Source organism: Streptomyces sp. NBC_00988 (genome assembly GCF_045162645.1).
GTDB lineage: Bacteria > Actinomycetota > Actinomycetes > Streptomycetales > Streptomycetaceae > Streptomyces.
In genome coordinates this window covers 8,465,414-8,485,561 of record NZ_CP108730.1, presented here as the reverse complement: position 1 = coordinate 8,485,561, position 20,148 = coordinate 8,465,414, and the positions used below count along the sequence as shown (strand labels likewise).

18 protein-coding genes are annotated in these 20,148 nt (G+C 70.4%); 7 read left to right on the top strand and 11 right to left on the bottom strand.

All coding sequences use genetic code 11. From position 1 onward, the window contains the following. Window positions 1-89 precede the first annotated feature (89 nt). The gene (locus tag OG496_RS39095) at window positions 90-1,367 is read left to right on the top strand and encodes a CAP domain-containing protein (RefSeq protein WP_399387530.1); all 1,278 of its coding nucleotides are present in this window, start codon (window positions 90-92) and stop codon (window positions 1,365-1,367) included. 80 nt (window positions 1,368-1,447) lie between these two features. Further along, entirely contained in the window at window positions 1,448-1,849 is a 402-nt protein-coding gene (locus OG496_RS39090) for a helix-turn-helix domain-containing protein (protein ID WP_366490177.1), read from the top strand. Between the two features lie 14 nt (window positions 1,850-1,863). Here OG496_RS39090 and mutM read toward each other — a convergent pair whose 3' ends face one another. The 8 genes from mutM to OG496_RS39050 all read right to left on the bottom strand — a co-directional run bounded on the left by mutM (window position 1,864) and on the right by OG496_RS39050 (window position 10,240). Beyond that, window positions 1,864-2,718: a bifunctional DNA-formamidopyrimidine glycosylase/DNA-(apurinic or apyrimidinic site) lyase gene (mutM, locus tag OG496_RS39085; protein WP_405974212.1), complete on the bottom strand. Its 855-nt coding sequence runs from the start codon at window positions 2,716-2,718 to the stop codon at window positions 1,864-1,866. 78 nt (window positions 2,719-2,796) lie between these two features. Next, window positions 2,797-3,642: a ribonuclease III gene (gene rnc / locus OG496_RS39080; RefSeq protein WP_399387526.1), complete on the bottom strand. Its 846-nt coding sequence runs from the start codon at window positions 3,640-3,642 to the stop codon at window positions 2,797-2,799. A gap of 19 nt (window positions 3,643-3,661) precedes the next feature. Beyond that, entirely contained in the window at window positions 3,662-3,835 is a 174-nt protein-coding gene (rpmF, locus tag OG496_RS39075; protein ID WP_015657589.1) for a 50S ribosomal protein L32, read from the bottom strand. A gap of 2 nt (window positions 3,836-3,837) precedes the next feature. Further along, entirely contained in the window at window positions 3,838-4,491 is a 654-nt protein-coding gene (locus OG496_RS39070; RefSeq protein WP_033282673.1) for a DUF177 domain-containing protein, read from the bottom strand. A 156-nt stretch (window positions 4,492-4,647) separates the two neighbouring features. Next, window positions 4,648-5,739: an ATP synthase F0 subunit B gene (locus tag OG496_RS39065; protein ID WP_366490173.1), complete on the bottom strand. Its 1,092-nt coding sequence runs from the start codon at window positions 5,737-5,739 to the stop codon at window positions 4,648-4,650. A 99-nt stretch (window positions 5,740-5,838) separates the two neighbouring features. Then, a complete protein-coding gene (gene coaD, locus OG496_RS39060; protein WP_366490413.1) occupies window positions 5,839-6,318 on the bottom strand; it encodes a pantetheine-phosphate adenylyltransferase in 480 nt (159 codons plus the stop codon). Window positions 6,319-6,344: 26 nt separating this feature from the next. Continuing rightward, window positions 6,345-6,965 (bottom strand): 16S rRNA (guanine(966)-N(2))-methyltransferase RsmD, encoded by a 621-nt coding sequence (rsmD, locus tag OG496_RS39055; protein WP_366490412.1) that lies wholly within the window; start codon window positions 6,963-6,965, stop codon window positions 6,345-6,347. Window positions 6,966-7,012: 47 nt separating this feature from the next. Then, window positions 7,013-10,240, bottom strand: a complete 3,228-nt coding sequence (locus tag OG496_RS39050) for a helicase-related protein (RefSeq protein ID WP_405974211.1) — start codon at window positions 10,238-10,240, stop codon at window positions 7,013-7,015. Window positions 10,241-10,408: 168 nt separating this feature from the next. Between OG496_RS39050 and OG496_RS39045 the strand changes: the two genes are divergently transcribed. Together OG496_RS39045 and OG496_RS39040 are read left to right on the top strand one after the other, a co-directional pair. After that, complete coding sequence (locus tag OG496_RS39045) at window positions 10,409-12,235, top strand: HSP90 family protein (protein ID WP_405974210.1); 1,827 nt, start codon at window positions 10,409-10,411, stop codon at window positions 12,233-12,235. Then, window positions 12,235-15,186: a tetratricopeptide repeat protein gene (locus tag OG496_RS39040; protein ID WP_405974209.1), complete on the top strand. Its 2,952-nt coding sequence runs from the start codon at window positions 12,235-12,237 to the stop codon at window positions 15,184-15,186. The genes OG496_RS39045 and OG496_RS39040 overlap by 1 nt, the downstream gene beginning before the upstream one ends. Before the next feature lie 24 nt (window positions 15,187-15,210). On the opposite strand, the gene OG496_RS39035 is transcribed toward OG496_RS39040, so the two are convergent. After that, on the bottom strand, window positions 15,211-16,878 hold the full coding sequence (locus OG496_RS39035) for a DAK2 domain-containing protein (protein ID WP_366490167.1): 1,668 nt from the start codon (window positions 16,876-16,878) through the stop codon (window positions 15,211-15,213). Window positions 16,879-17,138: 260 nt separating this feature from the next. Between OG496_RS39035 and rpmB the strand changes: the two genes are divergently transcribed. After that, window positions 17,139-17,324 carry a 50S ribosomal protein L28 gene (gene rpmB, locus OG496_RS39030; protein WP_003973430.1) on the top strand — a complete coding sequence of 62 codons (186 nt, stop codon included), beginning with the start codon at window positions 17,139-17,141 and terminating at the stop codon, window positions 17,322-17,324. 83 nt (window positions 17,325-17,407) lie between these two features. Here the strand turns inward: rpmB and thiD are convergent, their stop codons facing one another. Both thiD and OG496_RS39020 read right to left on the bottom strand, forming a co-directional pair. Further along, window positions 17,408-18,202 carry a bifunctional hydroxymethylpyrimidine kinase/phosphomethylpyrimidine kinase gene (gene thiD / locus OG496_RS39025; protein WP_405974208.1) on the bottom strand — a complete coding sequence of 265 codons (795 nt, stop codon included), beginning with the start codon at window positions 18,200-18,202 and terminating at the stop codon, window positions 17,408-17,410. Then, on the bottom strand, window positions 18,199-19,164 hold the full coding sequence (locus OG496_RS39020; RefSeq protein ID WP_019058663.1) for a thiamine-phosphate kinase: 966 nt from the start codon (window positions 19,162-19,164) through the stop codon (window positions 18,199-18,201). Before OG496_RS39020 ends, thiD begins: the two co-directional genes overlap by 4 nt. 212 nt (window positions 19,165-19,376) lie before the next feature. Between OG496_RS39020 and OG496_RS39015 the strand changes: the two genes are divergently transcribed. After that, window positions 19,377-19,610, top strand: coding sequence for an Lrp/AsnC family transcriptional regulator (locus OG496_RS39015; RefSeq protein ID WP_003997603.1), 234 nt, complete (start codon window positions 19,377-19,379; stop codon window positions 19,608-19,610). A 20-nt stretch (window positions 19,611-19,630) separates the two neighbouring features. Next, window positions 19,631-20,122: a DUF3515 domain-containing protein gene (locus OG496_RS39010; protein ID WP_366490165.1), complete on the top strand. Its 492-nt coding sequence runs from the start codon at window positions 19,631-19,633 to the stop codon at window positions 20,120-20,122. Window positions 20,123-20,148: the final 26 nt, after the last annotated feature.

Below are 20,148 nucleotides of genomic sequence, written 5' to 3'. Positions count from 1 at the left end.
GCCCCAATGAATCTCATATGAAACTCACTCGATCGAGTGAGCTGGGTCACCGCACGGACGAGTTGACCGCAAGGACGAAAGGCAAGGACATGGGACGCCACCGACGCTCCGCCGCCGGCCGCGCCGCCACGAGCCGCGCCACGGGGGTCACAGAGACGCACGGCTCATACACGAGCGGCTACGACCCGCATGACTCGTACGACTGGAACGACCGCGCCGACCACTCCAACCGGAACGACCGCTTCGACTGGAACCCGGCCGACGGCTCGACGATCGGCATGGCGCCCTATCTCCACCCGGAGGGTCCCGCCGAGTTCCACCAGCCCCACCCGAACCACCAGGCCCCCACGGACCACCGGGTCCACGAGGGCCGCGCGAACCACGAGGTCCCGCCGAAGAGCGAGGCCCGCCTGAAGGCCGAGAGCCGGCTCAAGGCCGACTCCCGCCGGAAGAGCGAGGCCTATCTGTTCGCCACCGAGGAGGACTACGCCGTGGTCTTCCCCGAGGCGGCGGGCCCCACCTCCTCCCGGGGCGACGGCTCACGCCCGGGCCGCGGTCGCCGTCGTAAGCGCAAGAGCGTGACGCCGGTCAAGACGGGCCTGCTCGGTGTCTCCGCCGCCGTCGCCATCGGCACGGTCGCGGTCGCCGCGGGCGCGATGCCGGGGCTGGACAACTACAAGCTCGGCGGCGGTGGCGGCTCGGACAAGGTGCAGGCCGCCGGTTCGCCGTCCAACTCGGCGACCGAGCAGGGCGGTACCTCCGGCAGCGCGGAGTCCCGCGACGACGGCTCGTCCACGAGCCGTGACGCGAACCGCGCGGCCTCCCCGTCGGCGGCTCCGACCAAGTCCGCCACCGCGCCCGCCACCAAGGCCCCGGCGAAGAAGCCGGCGGCCACCCCGACCGAGGAGCCGACGACCAAGGCTCCCTCGGCGAAGCCCACCACTCCGGCGCCCACGCAGTCCGCCGACGCACCGGTGACGGTCTCCGCGGAGGCCGCCGCCGAGGCCGCGGTGCTCAAGCTCGTCAACGAGCAGCGGGCGCTCGTCGGCTGCAGCCCGGTGGCCGCCAACAGCTCGCTGACGACCCTGGCCGAGAACTTCAGCCAGCAGATGGCCGACCAGGACTTCTTCGACCACACCGACCCCAGCGGGGCCACCCCGTGGGACCGGGCGGAGAAGCTCGGCATCACCAACCTCGGCGGCGAGAACATCGCCCGCGGCCAGGCCGACGCGGCCGCGGTCATGGACGCCTGGATGAACAGCGCCGGCCACAAGGCCAACATCCTGAACTGCGACTTCAAGACCCTGGGCGTCGGTGTGCACTTCGGCACCGGCGGCCCTTGGTGGACGCAGGACTTCGGGTACTAGGACGAACACACCGACAGGGAGCACTAACCACCGGTTAGTGCTCCCTGTCGGTTAGCGCTGTGTTCGCGTACCCTGGCGACATGGACACGACCCAGGAGCGTACGGAGGAGCAGAGCTTCCCGTACAACGTCTTCGCGAAGGCCTGCCCCTCCCGAGGCACCCTGGAGCACGTCACGGGCCGCTGGGGCGGACTCACCCTGTGCGCGCTGCACGAGGGCTCGCTGCGCTTCAACGAACTGCGGCGCCGCGTCGACGGCGTGAGCGAGAAGATGCTCTCGCAGACCCTGCACGCCCTGGAGCGCGACGGCCTGGTCCACCGCGAGGCCCAGCCGACCAACCCGCCGCGTGTGGACTACGAGTTGACCCCGCTGGGACACGGCGTCGCCGAACGCCTCAAGGGACTGGTCGAGTTCATGGAGTCCCACATGGACGACGTCCTCGCCGCCCGCACGCGCTACGACGAGACGCGCGGCGCCCTCTAGACCCTCGGCAGCCGCTAAACCCTCGGCGCCCGCTGGCACTTGGGGCAGAAGTAGCTGGACCGGTTCATCCACGCCCGCCGGCTCATCGGCGTACCGCAGCGCCGGCACGACAGACCCTCGCGGCCGTACGCGTCGAGCGAGCGGTCGAAGTAGCCCGATTCGCCGTTCACGTTGACGTACAGGCTGTCGAAGCTGGTGCCGCCCACATCGAGGGCCGCGTTCATCACATCCCGTGCGTGGCCCAGGAGTTCGGCGGTGCGCGGGCGGGTGAAGCTCGCGGTCGGGCGTTCGTAGTGGACGCGGGCCCGCCAAAGGGCCTCGTCCGCATAGATGTTGCCGACTCCGCTGATCAACGACTGGTCGAGCAGGGCCCGTTTGATGGTCGTCCGCTTGCGGCGCAGGGACTGGTGGAACAACTCGTCGTCGAACAACGGGTCCAGGGGGTCACGCGCGATGTGCGCGATGACGTCCGGCAGCCCGTCCGGAGTGGTGTCGTGCAACGACAGCCCACCGAAGGTGCGTTGGTCGACGAAGCGGAGTTCCGTGTCGAGGGAGTCGGCGAACCGGACCCGGATGCGCAGATGCTTCTCGTCGGGCAACTCGTGTGGTTGGACCAGGAGTTGACCACTCATCCCGAGGTGCGCGAGCACCGCCTGGTGGGTGTCCTCCAGCGGCAGCCACAGGTACTTGCCGCGCCTGCTCGGGGTGCCGATCCGATGTCCCTTGAGCCGGTGCGCGAAGTCGTCGGCGCCGGCGACATGACGTCGTACCGCACGCGGATGCAGTACCTCGGCGTCGGCGACGGTGCGCTGGGCGACCCACCGCTCCAGACCGCGCCGGACGACCTCGACCTCGGGCAACTCGGGCATGGCATCCCCTGTGGTCACGGGTGAATGAGCCGAGCGCCCGCCCCACTCGGGGACGGGCGCTCGGGTCGCGCTGTTCGGTCAGGCGGAGGCCGACGACGTGTCGGTGTTCTCCTCGGCAGGCTGCTCAGCGGCCTCGGCGGCGGTCTCGACGGCCTGTTGTTCGGCCGCCTCCTTCGCCTTCTCGGCTCGCTCGTCCGCGTCGGCCCGGATGGACCGCCAGGCGGACTCGGCGGCCTGCTGCTCCGCCTCCTTCTTGCTGCGGCCGGTGCCGGTGCCGTACGAGACGCCTCCGACGCGGGCGGCAGCAGTGAAGGTCTTCTCGTGATCGGGGCCGGTCTCCGTGACCAGGTACTCGGGGACACCGAGCCCCTCGGTCGCGGTGAGCTCCTGGAGACTGGTCTTCCAGTCCAGGCCTGCACCGAGGTTCGAGGACTTCTCGATGAGCGGGTCGAACAGGCGGTGCACCAGTTCGGAGGCCGCATCGAGGCCCTGGTCGAGATAGACCGCGCCGATCACCGCTTCCAGGGTGTCGGCGAGGATGGACGCCTTGTCCCGGCCTCCCGTGCCCTCTTCACCACGGCCGAGCCGGATGAAGGAGCCGAGTTCCAGACCGCGACCGACCTCCGCAAGTGCACGAGAATTGACCACCGCGGCCCGCAGCTTGGCCAGTTGGCCTTCGGGCAGGTCGGGGTGGGTGGTGTACAGCGTGTCCGTGACGACGAGGCCGAGCACGGAGTCCCCGAGGAACTCCAGCCGCTCGTTCGTCGGCAGACCGCCGTTCTCGTACGCGTACGAACGGTGGGTCAGCGCACGCACCAGAAGGGCGGACTCGAGGTGATACCCGAGCCGCCCTTCCAACAGCGTGTGGGACGAGGCCGTGTCCGCCTGTTTCTTGGCGACTGAGTCCGCCTTGACGTCAGACATGGAGCCTCTCACCAGCCGCTCAGACCTCGAGGACCTGGCGCTTGTTGTACGTGCCGCAAGAAGGGCACGCGATGTGCTGCTGCTTGGGCTCGTGGCAGCGCTCGCACGCAACCAGAGGGGTGACCGCAGCCTTCCACTGCGACCGGCGGTGGCGCGTGTTGCTGCGCGACATCTTCCGCTTCGGAACAGCCACGGCTACTTCTCCTGCTTCTCGTTGGCGCGCGCCGGTCGGGGCGCTTCGCCACTGATCTCGTCCTTCTCGCCGTCTTCGAGTGAACCGGCGAGTCCCTGCAGTGCCGCCCAACGGATGTCGACGGCGTCATGGTGGTGGTCCGGGTCGTCCGTGAGCCGTACCCCGCACTCGGAGCAGAGGCCCAGACAGTCGTCCTGGCACACCGGCTGCATCGGCAGTGCGAGCACCACCGCATCGCGCAGCACGGATTCGAGGTCGAACAAGCCGTCCTCGATGAAGAGCCTGTCCTCGTCTTCCTCGGCGTCGTCGACCGGTTCCGCCTTTACGCGGCCACGGTCGTCGGCGTCAGGGTACGAGAACATCTCCTGGAAGTCCGCTTCGAGCGACAGCTCCAGCGGCTCCAGACACCTTACGCACTCCCCCTTGGCCGTTGCACGGGCGGTGCCTGTGACAAGCACCCCTTCCATGACGGACTCAAGGCGGAGGTCGAGCTCCACCGGGGCGCCTTCCGGCACTCCGATGACCCCCTGGATCCCGAGATCCTTGGGAGCGTCGATCGAACGGTTCAGGCGCTGCAGCGCACCAGGACGCCGACCCAGCTCGTGAGTGTCGAACACGAGAGGGTTGCGGTGGTCGAGGCGGGCGTTCAGAGCCATCCCTGTTCTTTCGGTCTGCTGAGCTCATGGGGCGCTGCCCTTCGGTGCTTCCGGGCAGCGGTGATCGCGGACGTACACGCGACCGAAGAGCCAGGATACTGGACCTTTCGCTCACGGCCCAATCCGGTGTGCGCTCTCGGCCACCGGCCCGGATCGCTACAGGCCGCGACCCTGCTCGTAGGCCCGCAGCTGCTCCGCGCTGATCATGCCGGTGTCGAAGAGGCTGGTCTCGTCGAGCGCGTAGCCCTGCTGAGCCTGGGCCTGCTGGGTCTGCTGCGGGTCGAGCTGGGCCTGCTGCATCTGGTTCGGGTCGTACACGGGCTGCTGGCCGGTGTCGTAGCCCTGGTAGGCGTAGGGGTCGGCCTGCTGGTACCCGTAGGGGTCCTGCTGCTGGGGCTGGACGTACCCCTGCTGCTGGTAGCCGTACGGGTCCTGCTGCTGCGCGGTCTGCTGGTAGTCGTAGGCCGCCTGCGGGGCGTAGTCCTGCTGTTCGGGCTGGAGCGGGGTGGCCGAGACCGGGGTGTCCGTGACGGTCGCGAGGTCGGCGAGGTAGTCGGCGTCGCTGGTGTGCTGGACCTGGTTGCCGTCGTCGTCGAGGGCGAGGGCGCCGAGGTCGTCGCTGGCGAGCCGGCCGTGCAGCTTCTGCCGGCCCTTCCCCACCGCCTGCAGGGTCTTGGCGAGCACCGCCTCGAAGGCGCCGAGCTTGACGTCCACGTACGCGTCGGCGTCGCGGCGCAGGGTCTCGGGGTCGTGGCTGCGCTCGGGGGCGTCCTCGTCCTCGTAGCCCTGGTCGTCGATGCCGGGACCCGTGCCGAGCAGCTTCTCGCGGCCGCGGCCGACCGAACCGAGGGTCTTGGTCAGGACGACCTCGAAGTTGGCGAGCTTGGAGTCGACGTAGTCGTCGGCCTCCGCGCGGACCTCCTCGGCCTCCTGACGGGCCTCCGCGAGGATGCGGTCCGCCTCGTTCTGCGAGCGGCGGGCGACCTCGGTGTCGGAGATCAGCGAGCCGCGCTCGGCGTGCGCGGTCTGGATGATCCGCTCGGCCTCCTGGCGGGCCTGCTCGACCATCTCGTGCCGGCCGCCGATCAGCTCCTGCGCCTCCGCCAGCGAGTCGGGCAGGGCCGCGCGCACCTCTTCGAGGAGCGTGAGCAGCTCGGCGCGGTTGACCACGCACGAGGCCGACATGGGCATGGACCGGGCGCTGGAGACCGAGGCGACGATCTCGTCGAGCTTCTTCTGCACGTCCACCGTGTGCTCGCCACTCTCTACCGACGTGTTGGAGACGGACGGGTCGACTGTACGACCACACCCGCCCCGCCCGACACCGGGTGACGCACTGTCAGTGCCTCAGCCCTGGCCGAGCCGCTCGTGGAGCGCTTCCAGGACGATCGACGGCACCAGGTGGGAGATGTCGCCGCCCCACTGCGCGACCTCCTTGACCAGCGAGGACGACAGGAAGCTGTAGGTGGGGCTGGTGGGGATGAACAGGGTTTCGACGCCCGACAGCCCGTTGTTCATCTGGGCCATCTGCAGTTCGTAGTCGAAGTCGCTGACCGCGCGCAGGCCCTTGACGATGGCCGGGATGTCGCGCTGCTTGCAGAAGTCGACGAGCAGGCCGTGGTACGCCTCGACCTGGACGTTGCCGAACTCCGCGGTGACCTCGCCGATCAGCTCGATCCGCTCGTCGACGGTGAACATGCCCTTCTTCGACTGGTTGATCATCACGACGACGTGCACGACGTCGTACAGCCTGGAGGCACGGGCGATGATGTCGAGGTGTCCATTGGTGATGGGGTCGAACGACCCCGGACAAACGGCGCGGCGCAACTGAGTTCCCTCGCTCTCCGGTCCGGTCATCGTGCGTCTTCGCACGTAGAGGCGGCGCGACCGTACCAAAAGGTCCCCTCGCCGTAGCGACGGGCCCGGATCGCGTCGAATCCGTCCGGCCACCCGAATTCGCCGCCTCTGGTGCTGCGCTCCACGGTGACGAGCGCGTCCGGCGCGAGCCAGCCCCCGGACCGGAGTGTGAGCAGAATCTCCCGAAGATCGTGATCTGCGACAACGTACGGCGGGTCGAGGAAGACGATGTCGTACGGGTCTGCCGGCGCCGGCGTCTGGACGATCTGCTCCGCTTTGCCCGCCCTGACCTCGGCACCGGGGAGGCCGATGTTCTTGACGTTCTCCCTGATGACGCGGGCGGCCTTCGGGTCGGCCTCCACGAGGAGGGTGTGGCTCGCGCCGCGGGAGAGGGCTTCGAGGCCGATGGCGCCTGAGCCCGCGTAGAGGTCGAGGACTCGTTCGCCGTTGAGAGGAGCGCCGAGGAGGGACTGCCAGGTGGAGAAGAGGCCCTCGCGTGCGCGGTCGGAGGTGGGGCGGGTGCCGGTGCCTGGCGGCACTGCGAGTCGACGTCCGCCGGCTTCGCCGGCGATCACGCGGGTCATCTTGAGTCCTTGCTTGTGGGCGTCTTCAGGTATCAGTGTGGCTGGTCGCGCAGTTCCCCGCGCCCCTGGGTGGGTGGCCCCTAGCCCTTCTCCAGGTACTGCTCTCTTTCCTCGTCCAGCAACGCGTCCAGTGCTACACGCAGGCCCGGGAGGCGCTCCAACTCGGGATCGGCCTCGACGACCGCCGTCGCCTCCTCCCGCGCCTCCGCGATGACCTCCTCGTCCTCGATGACCGACAGGACCCGGAGGGAAGTGCGCGCACCGGACTGCGCCTGCCCCAACACATCGCCCTCGCGCCGCTGTTCGAGGTCGATGCGGGAGAGTTCGAAGCCGTCGAGGGTGGAGGCGACGGCGTTGAGGCGTTGGCGGGCCGGGCTGGCCTCGGGCATTTCGGAGACCAGGAGGCAGAGTCCGGCGGCCGAGCCACGGCCCACTCGCCCGCGGAGCTGGTGGAGCTGGGAGACCCCGAAGCGATCGGCATCCATGATCACCATGGCCGTGGCGTTGGGCACGTTGACGCCGACCTCGATGACCGTCGTCGCGACCAGGACGTCCGTGTCCCCGGCGGCGAAGCGGCGCATCGCGGCGTCCTTGTCGTCGGGGTGCATACGGCCGTGCAGCACCTCGATCCTCAGCCCCTGGAGCGGGCCCTTGGCGAGCTGGGCCGCGATGTCGAGGACCGCGAGCGGGGGGCGCTTCTCGGCTTCGTCCTCCAGGGATTTCTTCTTGCTCTTGCCGGCCTTCTTGGGGTCGTCGTCCTCGTCGCCGATGCGTGGGCAGACGACGTACGCCTGGTGGCCGTTGGAGACCTCCTCGCGGACGCGCTCCCAGGCGCGGGCCAGGAAGTGGGGCTTGTCGGCGGCGGGGACCACATGGCTGGCGATGGGTGAGCGGCCTGCCGGGAGTTGGTCGAGGACCGAGGTCTCCAGGTCGCCGAAGACCGTCATAGCGACCGTGCGCGGGATGGGGGTGGCGGTCATGACGAGGAGGTGCGGGGGCTGCTTGCCCTTGCTCCGAAGGGCGTCGCGCTGTTCGACGCCGAAGCGGTGCTGTTCGTCGACCACGACCAGGCCCAGGTCGTGGAACTGGACCTTGTCCTCGATCAACGCGTGCGTGCCGATCACGATCCCGGCCTCGCCGGTGACGAGGTCGAGGAGGGCCTGACGGCGGCCGGCCGTCCCCATGGAGCCGGTGAGCAGCGTGACCTTGGTGGCCCGCTCGGCTCCGCCCAGCATCCCGCCCTCGGCCAGCTCCCCCATCATCTCGGTGATCGACCGGTGATGCTGCTGCGCGAGCACTTCGGTGGGCGCGAGCATCGCGGCCTGACCGCCCGCGTCGACCACGGCGAGCATGGCTCGGAGGGCCACCATGGTGTTGTGGGTCACTGTGAAGTTGTCGGTGACGTAGGCATGACTGGGGTGCGCGACGCTGATGCACTGGACGGGCTTACGTCCGACGTACTCAACTGCTCGAATTCCGCGGCGGAAGGTGTTGTATTTCGGCCTGGGCCCTACTCGTTCGGCCTTGCGGACGAGCCTGAACGGAGCATATTCGTCAGGCAGGGCCACGGAGACGTTGAAGGCCGCCTTCTTCGGCAGGACGCGCGCTCGACCGCCGAGCGAACGCACCAGCCAAGCGACATCGTTCGCCAGTGCGAGCGAGGCGGAACAGAACGAGATGCTGAAGCCGTCCGCGTGGACGGTGCCATCCGTGTCCAGCAGCCCTTGCAGCAGAGCAAGACGGTTCTTGACCGAGGTGTTCTTGAACTCGTCGGGAACGAACTTGCCGTGAGATGTGACACCCCAGAGACTCAACCCACGCAGGGTCTGGATCACGGGGTTGCGGACGCCTCCGGCCCGTTGGGCGAGCTGAATGGTGAAGTCGCAGCAAGGACCCTTTACCGGGACCACTTGGCACTCCGGGGCCACAGCTGTCGCCACGGCATCACGAATCTCGTCGTCGATCGTGGAAAATCGCAGATCATGCCGGAATGAGCCGTCTCCCAGGAGAAGACCGAAGAGGTAGGGATCGAGAGGCAGTCCGCAGTCGTCTCCGAGATCGACCGGGGCCGCCGCCGGGAGGTACCACTTCGAAGATCCGTCGGCCTTGAACGTGTCCAGGCGGATCTCCCTGGTCGTCATGACTTGGGGAGCTTGTCCTCGGTGCCATCCGCGGCTCGTGCCGACGATCCACAGATGCTCGTCGTCGCACTCCACGTGGCTTCCGTCGGAAAGGACCAAGCGCCAGACCTCGCGCTCTCCCTGGGGGAAGACCCCGTCGATCAGCGCGATTTCCCCGTCCGGCACAACAATTTCGTCCCCCACCTTCAGATCGCCCATACGACGGAACCCGGCAGGCGTGAGCACGAGCGAGTCGAGCGGCTGCGCCTTGCCCGAACCAACCTCCCCCTGCAGCAGTCGGTGCATCGGATGTTCCGTCGCCAGGTCGTCGAAGATCTCCTTGGAGACCTTCACCTGGCCGTCCGTGAGGGTGAACGGGAGGCGGTCGTCGAAGGCCGAGAGCAGACCGTCGGGGGACGGTTTGCGGGCTACGGCCGGGAGTTGGGAGTCCGCGTGGCGGCGACGGGCCAGGGCGACCTGGAGGACGAAGGCCTCGTCCCACTTGAGGCGGTCGCGGGCTGCGGCGACGTCCGCCTTGGTGTGGGGGCGGTGGATCTTGAGGAGGGCCTCGGGGAGGGAGACCAGGCCGCGGCCCTCGCGGAGGGAGTCCGGGAGCGGGTCTACGGCCTCCTGGGCGCTGGGCAGTGCCGTCTGGAGGGCCTTGCCGATCTTCCAGGACTCCAGTTTGGAGGTGGCGGGGTAGATGGGGATCAGGGTGCCCGCCCAGGTCTCCACCGTCTCCTCGGCGTCGCCCTTCAGCAACTCGTACGCCGGATGAGCGAGTTGAAGACGGCGGTTGAAGACGGAGACCTTGCCGGCGAACATCGCGCGCGTGCCCGGCAGCAGTTCCTTGTGGGGTTTGTGAACTCCCGAGCCGAAGAAGACGAGTTGGAGCCGGCCGCTGCCGTCCGTGATCGTGACTTCGAGACGCTGCCCCTTGCCCCGGGGGGCCTTGCTGGACGCGAAGGTGTGCAGCCGGGCGTCGGCGACCTGGGCGACCACGGTGACGTGCTCGTCCATCGGCAGCTCGGCGAGGTGTGTGAGCTGGCCCCGCTCCTCGTACCGGCGCGGGTAGTGGTGCAGGAGGTCGCCCACTGTGTGCAGGCCGAGATGCTCGGCCATCACCTTCGCGGTGGCGGGGCCGAGCACCTTTTTCAGTGGTTCTTCCAGTGCGGGCACGAGATCCATTGCACACCACGCCACTGACAATGCCGTATACGTCTTGCGAAACTCCTGGTCAGGCGGGTCGTTCGAGGCCTAGGATGGCGCGCTCCGGCCATCCCCCGCGGTCACCGCCTCACAGGGACCGCCCGACCCTCGCGCCGTTCGCACTTCCCCCACCTCGGCGCTGCGACGATGGACTCCCAGACCTCACAGTCATCCCAGGCATCCCAGTCACCTCACACGTTCCAGGTCGACCTGCGCGGTCTGGTGGACCTGCTCTCCCATCACCTCTACTCCAGCCCCAAGGTCTATCTGCGCGAGCTGCTGCAGAACGCCGTGGACGCGATCACCGCCCGCCGGGCCGAGCAGCCCGACTCCCCTGCCCTGGTACGGCTGTTCGCCGACGGGGGCACCCTGCGCGTCGAGGACTCCGGCGTCGGGCTCACCGAGGCGGACGTGCACAACCTCCTCGCGACCATCGGCCGTAGCTCCAAGCGCGCCGACGGGCTCCAGGAGGCCCGTTCCGATTTCCTCGGGCAGTTCGGCATCGGGCTGCTCGCCTGTTTCGTGGTAGCCGAGCGGATCCGGGTCGTCAGCCGCAGCGCCCGTACGCCCGACGCGCCGCCCGTGGAGTGGACGGCGACCGACGACGGCTCGTACACCGTGCGGACCCTGCCCGACGCTGAACGCCCCGAACCGGGCACCACCGTGCACCTGGTGGCGCGTGCGGGCGCCGGTGAGTGGCTCACCAAGGAGAAGGTCCTCGCGCTGGCCCGGGACTTCGGGGCGCTGCTGCCGTACGACGTGCGCGTGGACGGCGAGGCGGTCACCGACCTGCCCGCGCCCTGGGACCGGTCGTACCCGAGTCCCAGCACCCGGAGGGTGGCGCTGGCGCGGCACTGTCACGAGCTGTTCGGGTTCACGCCGTTGGACTCGATCGACCTGTCCGTGCCGCTCGCGGGGATCCGGGGGGTGGCCTACGTCCTTCCCGGTGCCGTGAGTCCGGCGCAGCGGGCGAGTCACCGGGTGCATCTCAAGGGCATGCTGCTGACCGAGCGGGCCGAACAGCTGCTGCCCGACTGGGCGTTCTTCGTGCGCTGTGTGCTGGACACGGACAGTCTGCGGCCCACGGCCTCGCGCGAGTCGCTGTACGAGGACGAGACGCTGGCCGCCGTACGGGAGGCGCTCGGAGAGCGGATCCGGGCCTGGCTGACCGGGCTCGCGGCGGGTGATCCGGAGCGTCTTGCCGCGTTCCTGTCGGTGCACCACCTGGGGGTGAAGTCCCTGGCGCGGCACGACAAGGAGATGCTGCGCACGATGCTGCCGTGGCTCCCGTTCGAGACGACCGACGGACGGGTGTCCCTGGAGGAGTTCGCACAGCGCCACCCGGTGGTGCACTTCACGCGGACCGTGGAGGAGTACCGGCAGGTCGCCCCGATCGCGTCCGCGCAGGGCATCGGGGTGATCAACGGCGGTTACACCTACGACGGCGAGCTGGTCGAGGCGCTGCCGTCGGTGCGCCCGGGGACGGTGGTCGCCGAGCTGGACTCGGACACCGTGACCGCGCACCTGGACTCGGTGGACCCGGCCGAGGAGCTGGCGCTGGCGGACTTCCTGGCCGCCGCGCGGGCCAAGCTGGACCCCCTGGGCTGCGATGTCGTCCTGCGGGCCTTCCATCCGCTGTCGGTGCCCGCGCTGCACCTGGACGACCGGTCCGCCCGGCACGAGCAGGCCCGCGCGGAGGCCGAGGAACAGGCCGACGACCTGTGGGCGGGCATCCTGGGCTCGCTGCGGGGCAGTGCTCCACGCGCGCGTCTCGTGCTCAACCACCTCAACCCGCTGATCCGGCGGATCAGTTCGCTGGGGGACCGGGACCTGATCGGGACGGCCACGGAGTCGCTCTACGGGCAGGCACTCCTGATGGCGCAGCGACCACTGCGCCCCGCCGATTCGGCACTGCTGAACCGGGCGTTCATCGGCCTCCTGGAGTGGGCCACACACGGGGAGGGCGAGCACTGATGACAGGGATCACGGACTTCGACGCGCTGCGCCGGGCGATGGCGGAGAACTCCGAGGAGCCGGAGGGGCCGGCCCGCAACGCGCGCGCGGAGCAGCTGCTGGGCGAGGCCGAGAAGCTGGACGTCCCGCTCGCGGTGATCGAGGCGCTCGGACACCAGCTGAAGGTCTACAACTACAGCTCCGAGAAGGACAAGATGTTCGTCCCCTTCGCGCGCCTGCTGCGCATGTGGGACGAGCGGCCCGAGGACTTCGACGAGTACGAGGTCCACTCGCTGCACTGGGTCTTCAAGTGGATGTCGTCCGGGATGCTGGGCCAGCCGCACATCCCGCTCGCGTCGATCGAGAAGTGGCTCGGCGAGATGGAGCACCGCTACCGGCTGGCCGGACACTCCGAACGGGCCGTGCGCAGCGCCGAGTTCAGCGTCGCCTCGCACGTCGGCGACCTGGCGCGGGCCGAGCGGGCGTACGCCGCGTGGCTGGCCGCCGACCGCGACACCATGGCCGACTGCCACGCGTGCGAACTGCACACCCAGGGCGAGTGGCAGGTGCACCAGGAGCGGTACGCCGAGGCCCTCGATCTGTGGGCGCCGGTCCTGGAGGGCGAGTTCACCTGCGCCCACGAGCCGCACACCGTCCTCGCGTCCTCCCTGACCCCGCTGCTGCGCCTCGGGCGGGCCGACGAAGCGCGCGCCCATCACCTGCGCGGTTTCCGTCTCGTACGGCCCATGGAGAGCATGCGGGGCGCCTACGCGGACCACGTGGAGTTCTGCGCGCTGAGCGGCAACGAGGCACGCGGTCTGGAGCTGCTCGCGGAGCGTCCGGCGTACTTCACCGACTCCGGGAACCCGCGCAGCGGACTGGACTTCCTCTCCGTGGTGACCCTGCTGATGGACCGCCTGACCGAGCTGGGCCTCGGCGACCAGCAGGTACCGGGCCCGACCGGCCGGACCTGGACGGCACACGAACTCGCCGCCCACGCACGCGTGGAGACCCTCTCCCTGGCCGCCCGCTTCGACCAGCGCAACGGCACGACCCACGTCGGCGACCGGGCACGCGCGCGCATGGACCAGCGGCCGCTGGTGGAACGGCTCCCCCTGGGAGTGCGTTCGGCGGGCCGGCCGATCGCGACACCGGTACCGACCGCGGCACCCGAGGTCATCCCGGAGAAGGACCTCACCGCGCTCCTCACGGAGGCGCGACGGCTGTCGGACACCCTCCAACCACACGCCGTGGAGGCCTGGTTGGCGGTCTCCCGGGCCGCCGACGACGTCGAGCTGTCCACCCGCGACCGCGCCGAGATCGCCGACCACCAGGCGATGGACCGGGGCCCCGAGGGCATCGCCCTCTTCGACCGCGCGGCCGGGCTGTTCGCCGAGGCGGGCGACCCCGGGGAGGCGTGGGCGGCACGCGCGCGTGGAGCGTACGTACGCGCTCTCACGGGCGAGGTCGACGAGGCTCTCGCGGCGATCGCCGAGCCGTACGACGGGGTGCTCGCCCTGTACGCCGAGGACGGCACGGGCGTACGGCAGACGGCGGCCGTGCTGATGAGCCGGGCGCGCATCCTGATGCGCAGGGTCCACGGGGACTCCCCCGACCACGAACCCGACAGCGGGGATCTGGCCGCCGCCGAGGCCGCCGTACGGGAAGTGCTGGCCCTCGTCGAGGGGCAGCCCCTTCCGGGTGACGTGGCCGATGTGCGGCTGGCCGCGCGGGGTGCCGAGGGGCAGGCGATGCTGGCTGAACTCGCGGTGCGGGGCGGGGATGTGGAGACGGCCGTGCGGCTGTTCTCGAAGGCGTCGACGGCGTTCGTCGTCGCGGGGCTGCCGTGGTTCGCGGTGGAGTACGAGGCCCGGCTGGCCGGGCTCGCCCATCACCTCGGCGACGTCACGGAGGCGGAGCGCGCGCTGCGGGCGGCCCTGGAGCACGGCGGACCGTACCTGGAGGCCCCTGGACGGGCCCAGCTGCATCTCCAGCTCGCCGAGGTGCTCGGGGGCCGGGGGCGGTCCGAGGAGGCCGCTGAGCATGCCCTGGAGGCCGCTCACTGGTCCGACGAGGCGGGTGAGGGGCCGACGCTGGGCGCCTGGGCGCGGCACCAGCTCGGTGGCTTCCTGCTGCGCCAGGGCCGGTGGGCCGAGGCCGCCGAGGTGCTGGAGTCGGCGCTGCCCGACCTGAGCGTCGAGACGCACGGCGACGGCGCGATCGTCCAGACGCAGTGGTGGCTCGGTGACTGTCTCAGCGAGCTGGGCGAGCACCGCGCGGCGGCCGAACGGCGGTTGCAGGCGGCCGAGATCGCCCGGACCTGGCCCGAGCAGAACGACCACGCGACGCTCGCCCACCTCGCCGCCGAGTCGCTGGGCCACGCGGAGCTGCCCGCCGAGGCCGACCAGGCGTACGAGCGCGCGGGCGACCTGTGGCGGTCCCTGGGGAACGTGCACGGGCTCGTCCGCTCGCTGCGCGCCCGCGCGTGGCTGGCGTTGCGCGCGGACCGGGCGGACCGGGGCCTGGACCGCGCGCGGGAGTTGATGGCGGGCGCGATCGAGGAGTGCGAGGCCGCGCTGCTCGTGACCGACGACCAGGAGGCGCGGCAGCGGCTCACCGGTGAACTCGGCCACACCCACCGGCAGTTCGGTGAGCTGCTGGCTCGTTCCGTCGCGGAAGAGGCCGAAGACACCGCGATCCAGGCCGCGTTCGAGGACGCCCTGACGCAGACCGCGGAGTCCGTCACCGTGTTCGCCGCCCTCGGGGAGGGCGCGGTGCACACCCGCACCGCCGCCGAACTCGCCGCGGGCTGGCTGGAGGCCGACCTCAGCCGCCCCGCCGATGCGGCGGCACGCGCGCGTGGCGTGCTGAAGGCCTACGAGGGTGCCGACGACGGCGACGAGACGGTACGGGCCCGTCGTGCCGAGGCGGAGCAGCTGCTCCAGCTGATGGAGGAGCAGACCGATAAGTAGGGGAAGTTGGGGTGGGGCTGGTGCCTACTCCACGCCGATGAGCAGCAGGGCACCCTGCCGGCCGCCCCGGTACACCACCGTGTCGACGGCGAGGTACGACTCACGGACGTGCATCTCCAGGATGTCGGCGACGCTCACGGGTGCGTCGTCGCCGAGGACGAGCGTGACCAGCTCACCGCCGGCCGCGAGCATGCGGTCGAGGACGGCCCGGGCGGTGGCCGTGACATCGGCGCCGATCACCGCCACGTCGCCGTCGACGAGGCCCAGGACGTCCCCGGCCTGGCAGATGCCGGCCATGGTCCAGGACTGGCGTTCGGCGACGGCGACCTCGGCGTAGCGGGTCGCGCCCGCCGCCGAGGTCATGGAGACGACGTCCTCGTCGAAGCGGCGCTCCGGCTCGTGCACGGCGAGGGCGGCGATCCCCTGGACCGCGGAGCGCGTCGGGATCAGCGCGACCCTGATGCCCTCGGCCCGGGCCTGCTCGGCGGCAGCGGCGGCGGTGTGACGCAGCTCGGCGTCATTGGGCAGCAGCACGACCTCACGCGCGTGTGCCCGCCGTACGGCCGCGACCAACTCCCCGCTGGCGGGCGGCTCCCCGGGGCGCGCGAGCACGGTGGTCGCGCCGGCCTCGCCGTAGAGCCCGGCAAGACCCTCCCCCGGCACCACGGCGACGACGGCCCGCTGGGCGCGCTCCCTGGGCGGCCGTTCGGCACCGGTGGTGTGGACGTCACCGAGCCCGAAGTGGGTGATCCGGATCCGGTACGGCCGTCCGGCCTCGACACCCGCCTCCACGGCGGCACCCGCGTCGTCGACGTGTACATGGACGTTCCACAGGCCGTCGCCGCCGACCACGACGAGCGAGTCGCCGAGGGCGTCCAGCCGCTCCCGCAGCCGCGTCACGGCCGAGTCGTCGGCTTCCAGGAGGTAGATCACCTCGAAGGCGGGACCACCGCCCTCGCAAGGGGTGCCTTCGGGAGCACCTGAATCCAGAACGGCCTCCACGCGTGCGTGCGCCTCCAGGACCGTGAAGACCGGCACCTCCCCCGTGAACGTCTCCACCAGCGCGGCCAGCACCGCCACCAGCCCCCGCCCGCCCGCGTCGACGACTCCCGCGCGCTCTAGGACGGCCAGTTGCCCCGGGGTTGCGGCCAGCGCCGCGCACGCTCCTTCGTAGGCGGCCCGTGCGACGGTCCCGCAGTCGCCGTCGGTGCCGTCGGCCGCGTCCGCCGCCGCCGAGGCGACCGAGAGGACCGTGCCCTCGACGGGGTGGGCCACCGCGTGCCGGGCGGAGTCGGCCGCGCGGCGCAGCGCGAGCCGTAGGCCTTCTCCGTCCGTGTGAGCCGTCTCACCGTCGGCGGCGAGGACCTGGGCCATGCCCCGGAGCAGCTGCGCGAGGATCGTCCCGGAGTTGCCGCGCGCCCCTATGAGCGCCCCGTGGGCCATCGCGCGGGCGGCGTCGGCCAGCGGCGGTTTCCGCTCGGTCAGGGTGCCGTGTCCGTCGAACACCGCGTCGACCGCGGCGACGGCGGACTCCATGGTCAGGTACAGGTTGGTGCCGGTGTCCCCGTCGGCCACCGGGTACACGTTGATCGCGTCGATCTCCTCGCGCGCACGCCCCAGCGCCCGCAGCGCGAGACCGCACCAGGTGCGCACCGCGAGAGCATCGAAGAATGTCTGCGGCACCTGCGGCACCTGCGCCTCCTTGAGCTGCTGGACTGGCAACGCAGCGTAGACCCCGGAGCGGCCCGGGCCCGAGGAGGGCCGGAGCGGGCCCCCGACCAGGCATGGTAGTTTCGTTGTACTGGCGCGGTCGTTGTATGCTGCTCCGGTTGCCCGATCCCGATCGGGCCATCCCCCCTGGCAGTGCCACTTCCAGATCCTACGATCTCGATCCCGGCATGCCGGGATCATCCGTAAGTGCATCTGTGCATCTGAAGTCTTTGGAGTGACCCGTGGCTGCCAACTGCGACGTCTGCGGCAAGGGGCCGGGCTTCGGCAACAACATCTCGCACTCGCACCGCCGTACGTCCCGTCGCTGGAACCCGAACATCCAGCGCGTCCGTACCGTGGTCAGTGGGACGCCGAAGCGCGTGAACGCTTGCACCTCGTGCATCAAGGCCGGCAAGGTCTCGCGCTGACGCACTGCTGAGCGCGCGGCCACTGCTGGTTCGCTGCATCGAGCCGGTCCACCTCGTGTGGGCCGGCTTTTTGCGGTGCTCTCTCAGAAAGCCTCGCGCCGCAACGCCCACCCGTGATCCACCGGCCCGATCCCCCCACCCAGCGCGAACCCCGCCGCGATCGCCCCGGTGACGTAGTCCTTCGCCACCGCCACGGCCTCCGGCACCGACTGCCCCTTCGCCAGCTGTGACGCGATCGCCGAAGCGAGCGTGCAGCCGGTCCCATGGGTGTGCCGGTTGTCGTACCGGGGCGCCCGCAGCCAGTGCTCCTCAGTACCGTCGGTGAGCAGATCCACGGCGTCACCCGGCAGATGACCGCCCTTGATCAACACCCAACGCGGCCCGTACGACAGCACAGCAGCCGCGGCCTCCCGCAGTTGCTCCTCCGAGTCGACGCGCACGCCGGTGAGTTGCGCCACTTCGTCCAGATTCGGCGTGGCCACGGTGGCCACCGGCAACAGCTTCGTCCGCACGGCGTCCAGCGCGGAGGCCGCCAGCAGCGAGTCCCCGTGCTTCGAGATGCCCACCGGGTCGACGACGGTAGGGACGTCCGTGCCGCCGATCAACGCCGCGACCGTCTCGACGAGTTCGGCCGACGCGAGCATCCCGGTCTTCACGGCCTGGACGCCGATGTCGTCGACGACGCTGCGGTACTGGGCGCGCACCGCCTCCGCCGGAAGTTGCCAAGCCCCTTGCACGCCGAGGGAGTTCTGCGCGGTGACCGCCGTGACGACGCTCATGCCGTGCACGCCGAGCACGAGCATCGTCTTCAAGTCGGCCTGGATCCCGGCCCCTCCACCGGAGTCGGAGCCGGCCACCGTCAGCACGAGGGGCTTCACGACTCGATGTCCCCGAAGTGGTCCCAGCCGCCCTTGCTGGTCCAGGGCGCCCCGTCGACCGTCACCTGGGGCAGCGCCGACGGGTTGAGGACCTCGCCGATCACCTTCCAGCGGGCCGGCAGCTTCACGTCCGGCGCGAAGGTCGCCACGATCGCGTGGTCCTCTCCCCCGGTGAGCACCCACTGGATGGGGTCGACGCCGACGGCCTGCCCGATGTCGTTCATCTGCGTCGGGACGTCGATCGCACCGGACCGGATGTCGATGCGGACCTTGCTGGCCTCCGCGATGTGCCCGAGGTCGGCGATCAGCCCGTCACTGACGTCGCACATCGAGGTCGCGCCGAGCCCGGCCGCCGCCGGACCCGCGTGGTACGGCGGCTCGGGGCGCCGGTGCGCCTCCACGAACGCGCGCGGCGAGCGGAAGCCCCGCGACAGCACCGCGAACCCGGCCGCGGACCAGCCCAGCCAGCCCGTCACGGCGACCACGTCACCGGGCTGCGCGCCGCCCCGGGTGACCGGCTCGCGGCCGCGCAGATCGCCGAGCGCGGTGATCGACACCATGATCGTGTCGCCGCGTACGACGTCGCCGCCGACCACCGAGGCACCCGCGACCTGGCACTCGTCGCGCAGGCCGTCCATCAGCTCCATGGGCCAGGTGACCGGGAGTTCGGCCGGTACGACCAGGCCGAGGAGCAGCGCGGTCGGTACGGCGCCCATGGCCGCGATGTCCGCGAGGTTCTGCGCGGCGGCCTTGCGTCCGACGTCGTAGGCCGTGGACCAGTCGCGGCGGAAGTGGCGGCCCTCCAGCAGGATGTCGGTGCTCGCCACGACCCTGCGGTCGGGCGCGGCCACGACCGCGGCGTCGTCGCCGGGGCCGACCCGGACCGCGGGGGTGGTGGTGAGCCGGGAAGTGAGCTCCCTGATGAGCCCGAACTCCCCCAACTCACCGACGGTGCCCTTCATCGTTCGTCCTCTTCTCGTGACGGCAGCGCCCGGTCGCGAGCCGTCGGTGTGCTCGGTACGGTCGAGGTGACCGTCGACTTCAGTCGTGCCCGCGCCCCGGCACGGGGGCCAAGTCGTGTCGGGCCTCCGCGGGTCTCCCCGCGGCGAGCGGCGACGCGATACCGTGGCGTTCCTTTTCCCCACATGATCCTCGTGGCCGCCCTGGAGGTTCCGTGGTACAGGCGTACATCCTGATCCAGACGGAGGTCGGCAAGGCGTCGACCGTCGCCGAAACGATCAGCAAGATCCCTGGAGTGATCCAGGCCGAGGACGTGACAGGACCGTACGACGTGATCGTGCGGGCCCAGGCCGACACGGTCGACGACCTCGGCCGCATGGTGGTCGCCAAAGTCCAGCAAGTGGACGGCATCACCCGCACCCTGACCTGCCCGGTGGTGCATCTGTAGCCCCCGTCTACCCTTGGCCGGTGAACTCTCTCCGTCACCGGCACCGTTCTGTCATCGGGCTGTCCGTGCTCGCCGCGCTGATCACCGTCGCGGGCTGCTCCTCAGCAGACGACAGCGCGTCGGCGGCGGTTCCCTCGCCGGGCGCGAAGGTCACCGGGCTGTGCCGGAACCTGGACAAGGTGCTGCCGTCGAAGGTCGACGACCAGGGCCGCCGGGATCCCGAGCCCGCGTCCGCACTGACCGCGGGCTGGGGGAACCCGGCGATCATACTGCGCTGCGGTGTCGTCAGACCCGCCAAGATGAACGACCCGGAGGCCGACGGTGTCGAGGTGAACGGCGTCGGCTGGCTCCTCCAGAAGGAGGACGACGGCTCCTTCCGCTTCACCACGACGCTGCGGAAGGCCTACGTAGAGGTGACCATCCCGAAGGACCGCACCGGAGACGGCATGGCGCCCCTGGTCGACCTCGCGAAGTCCGTCAAGAAGGCGATCCCCGCGGGGATCGCCGACTAGCCCGGCTCAAGCCACCGGAGCGAGCG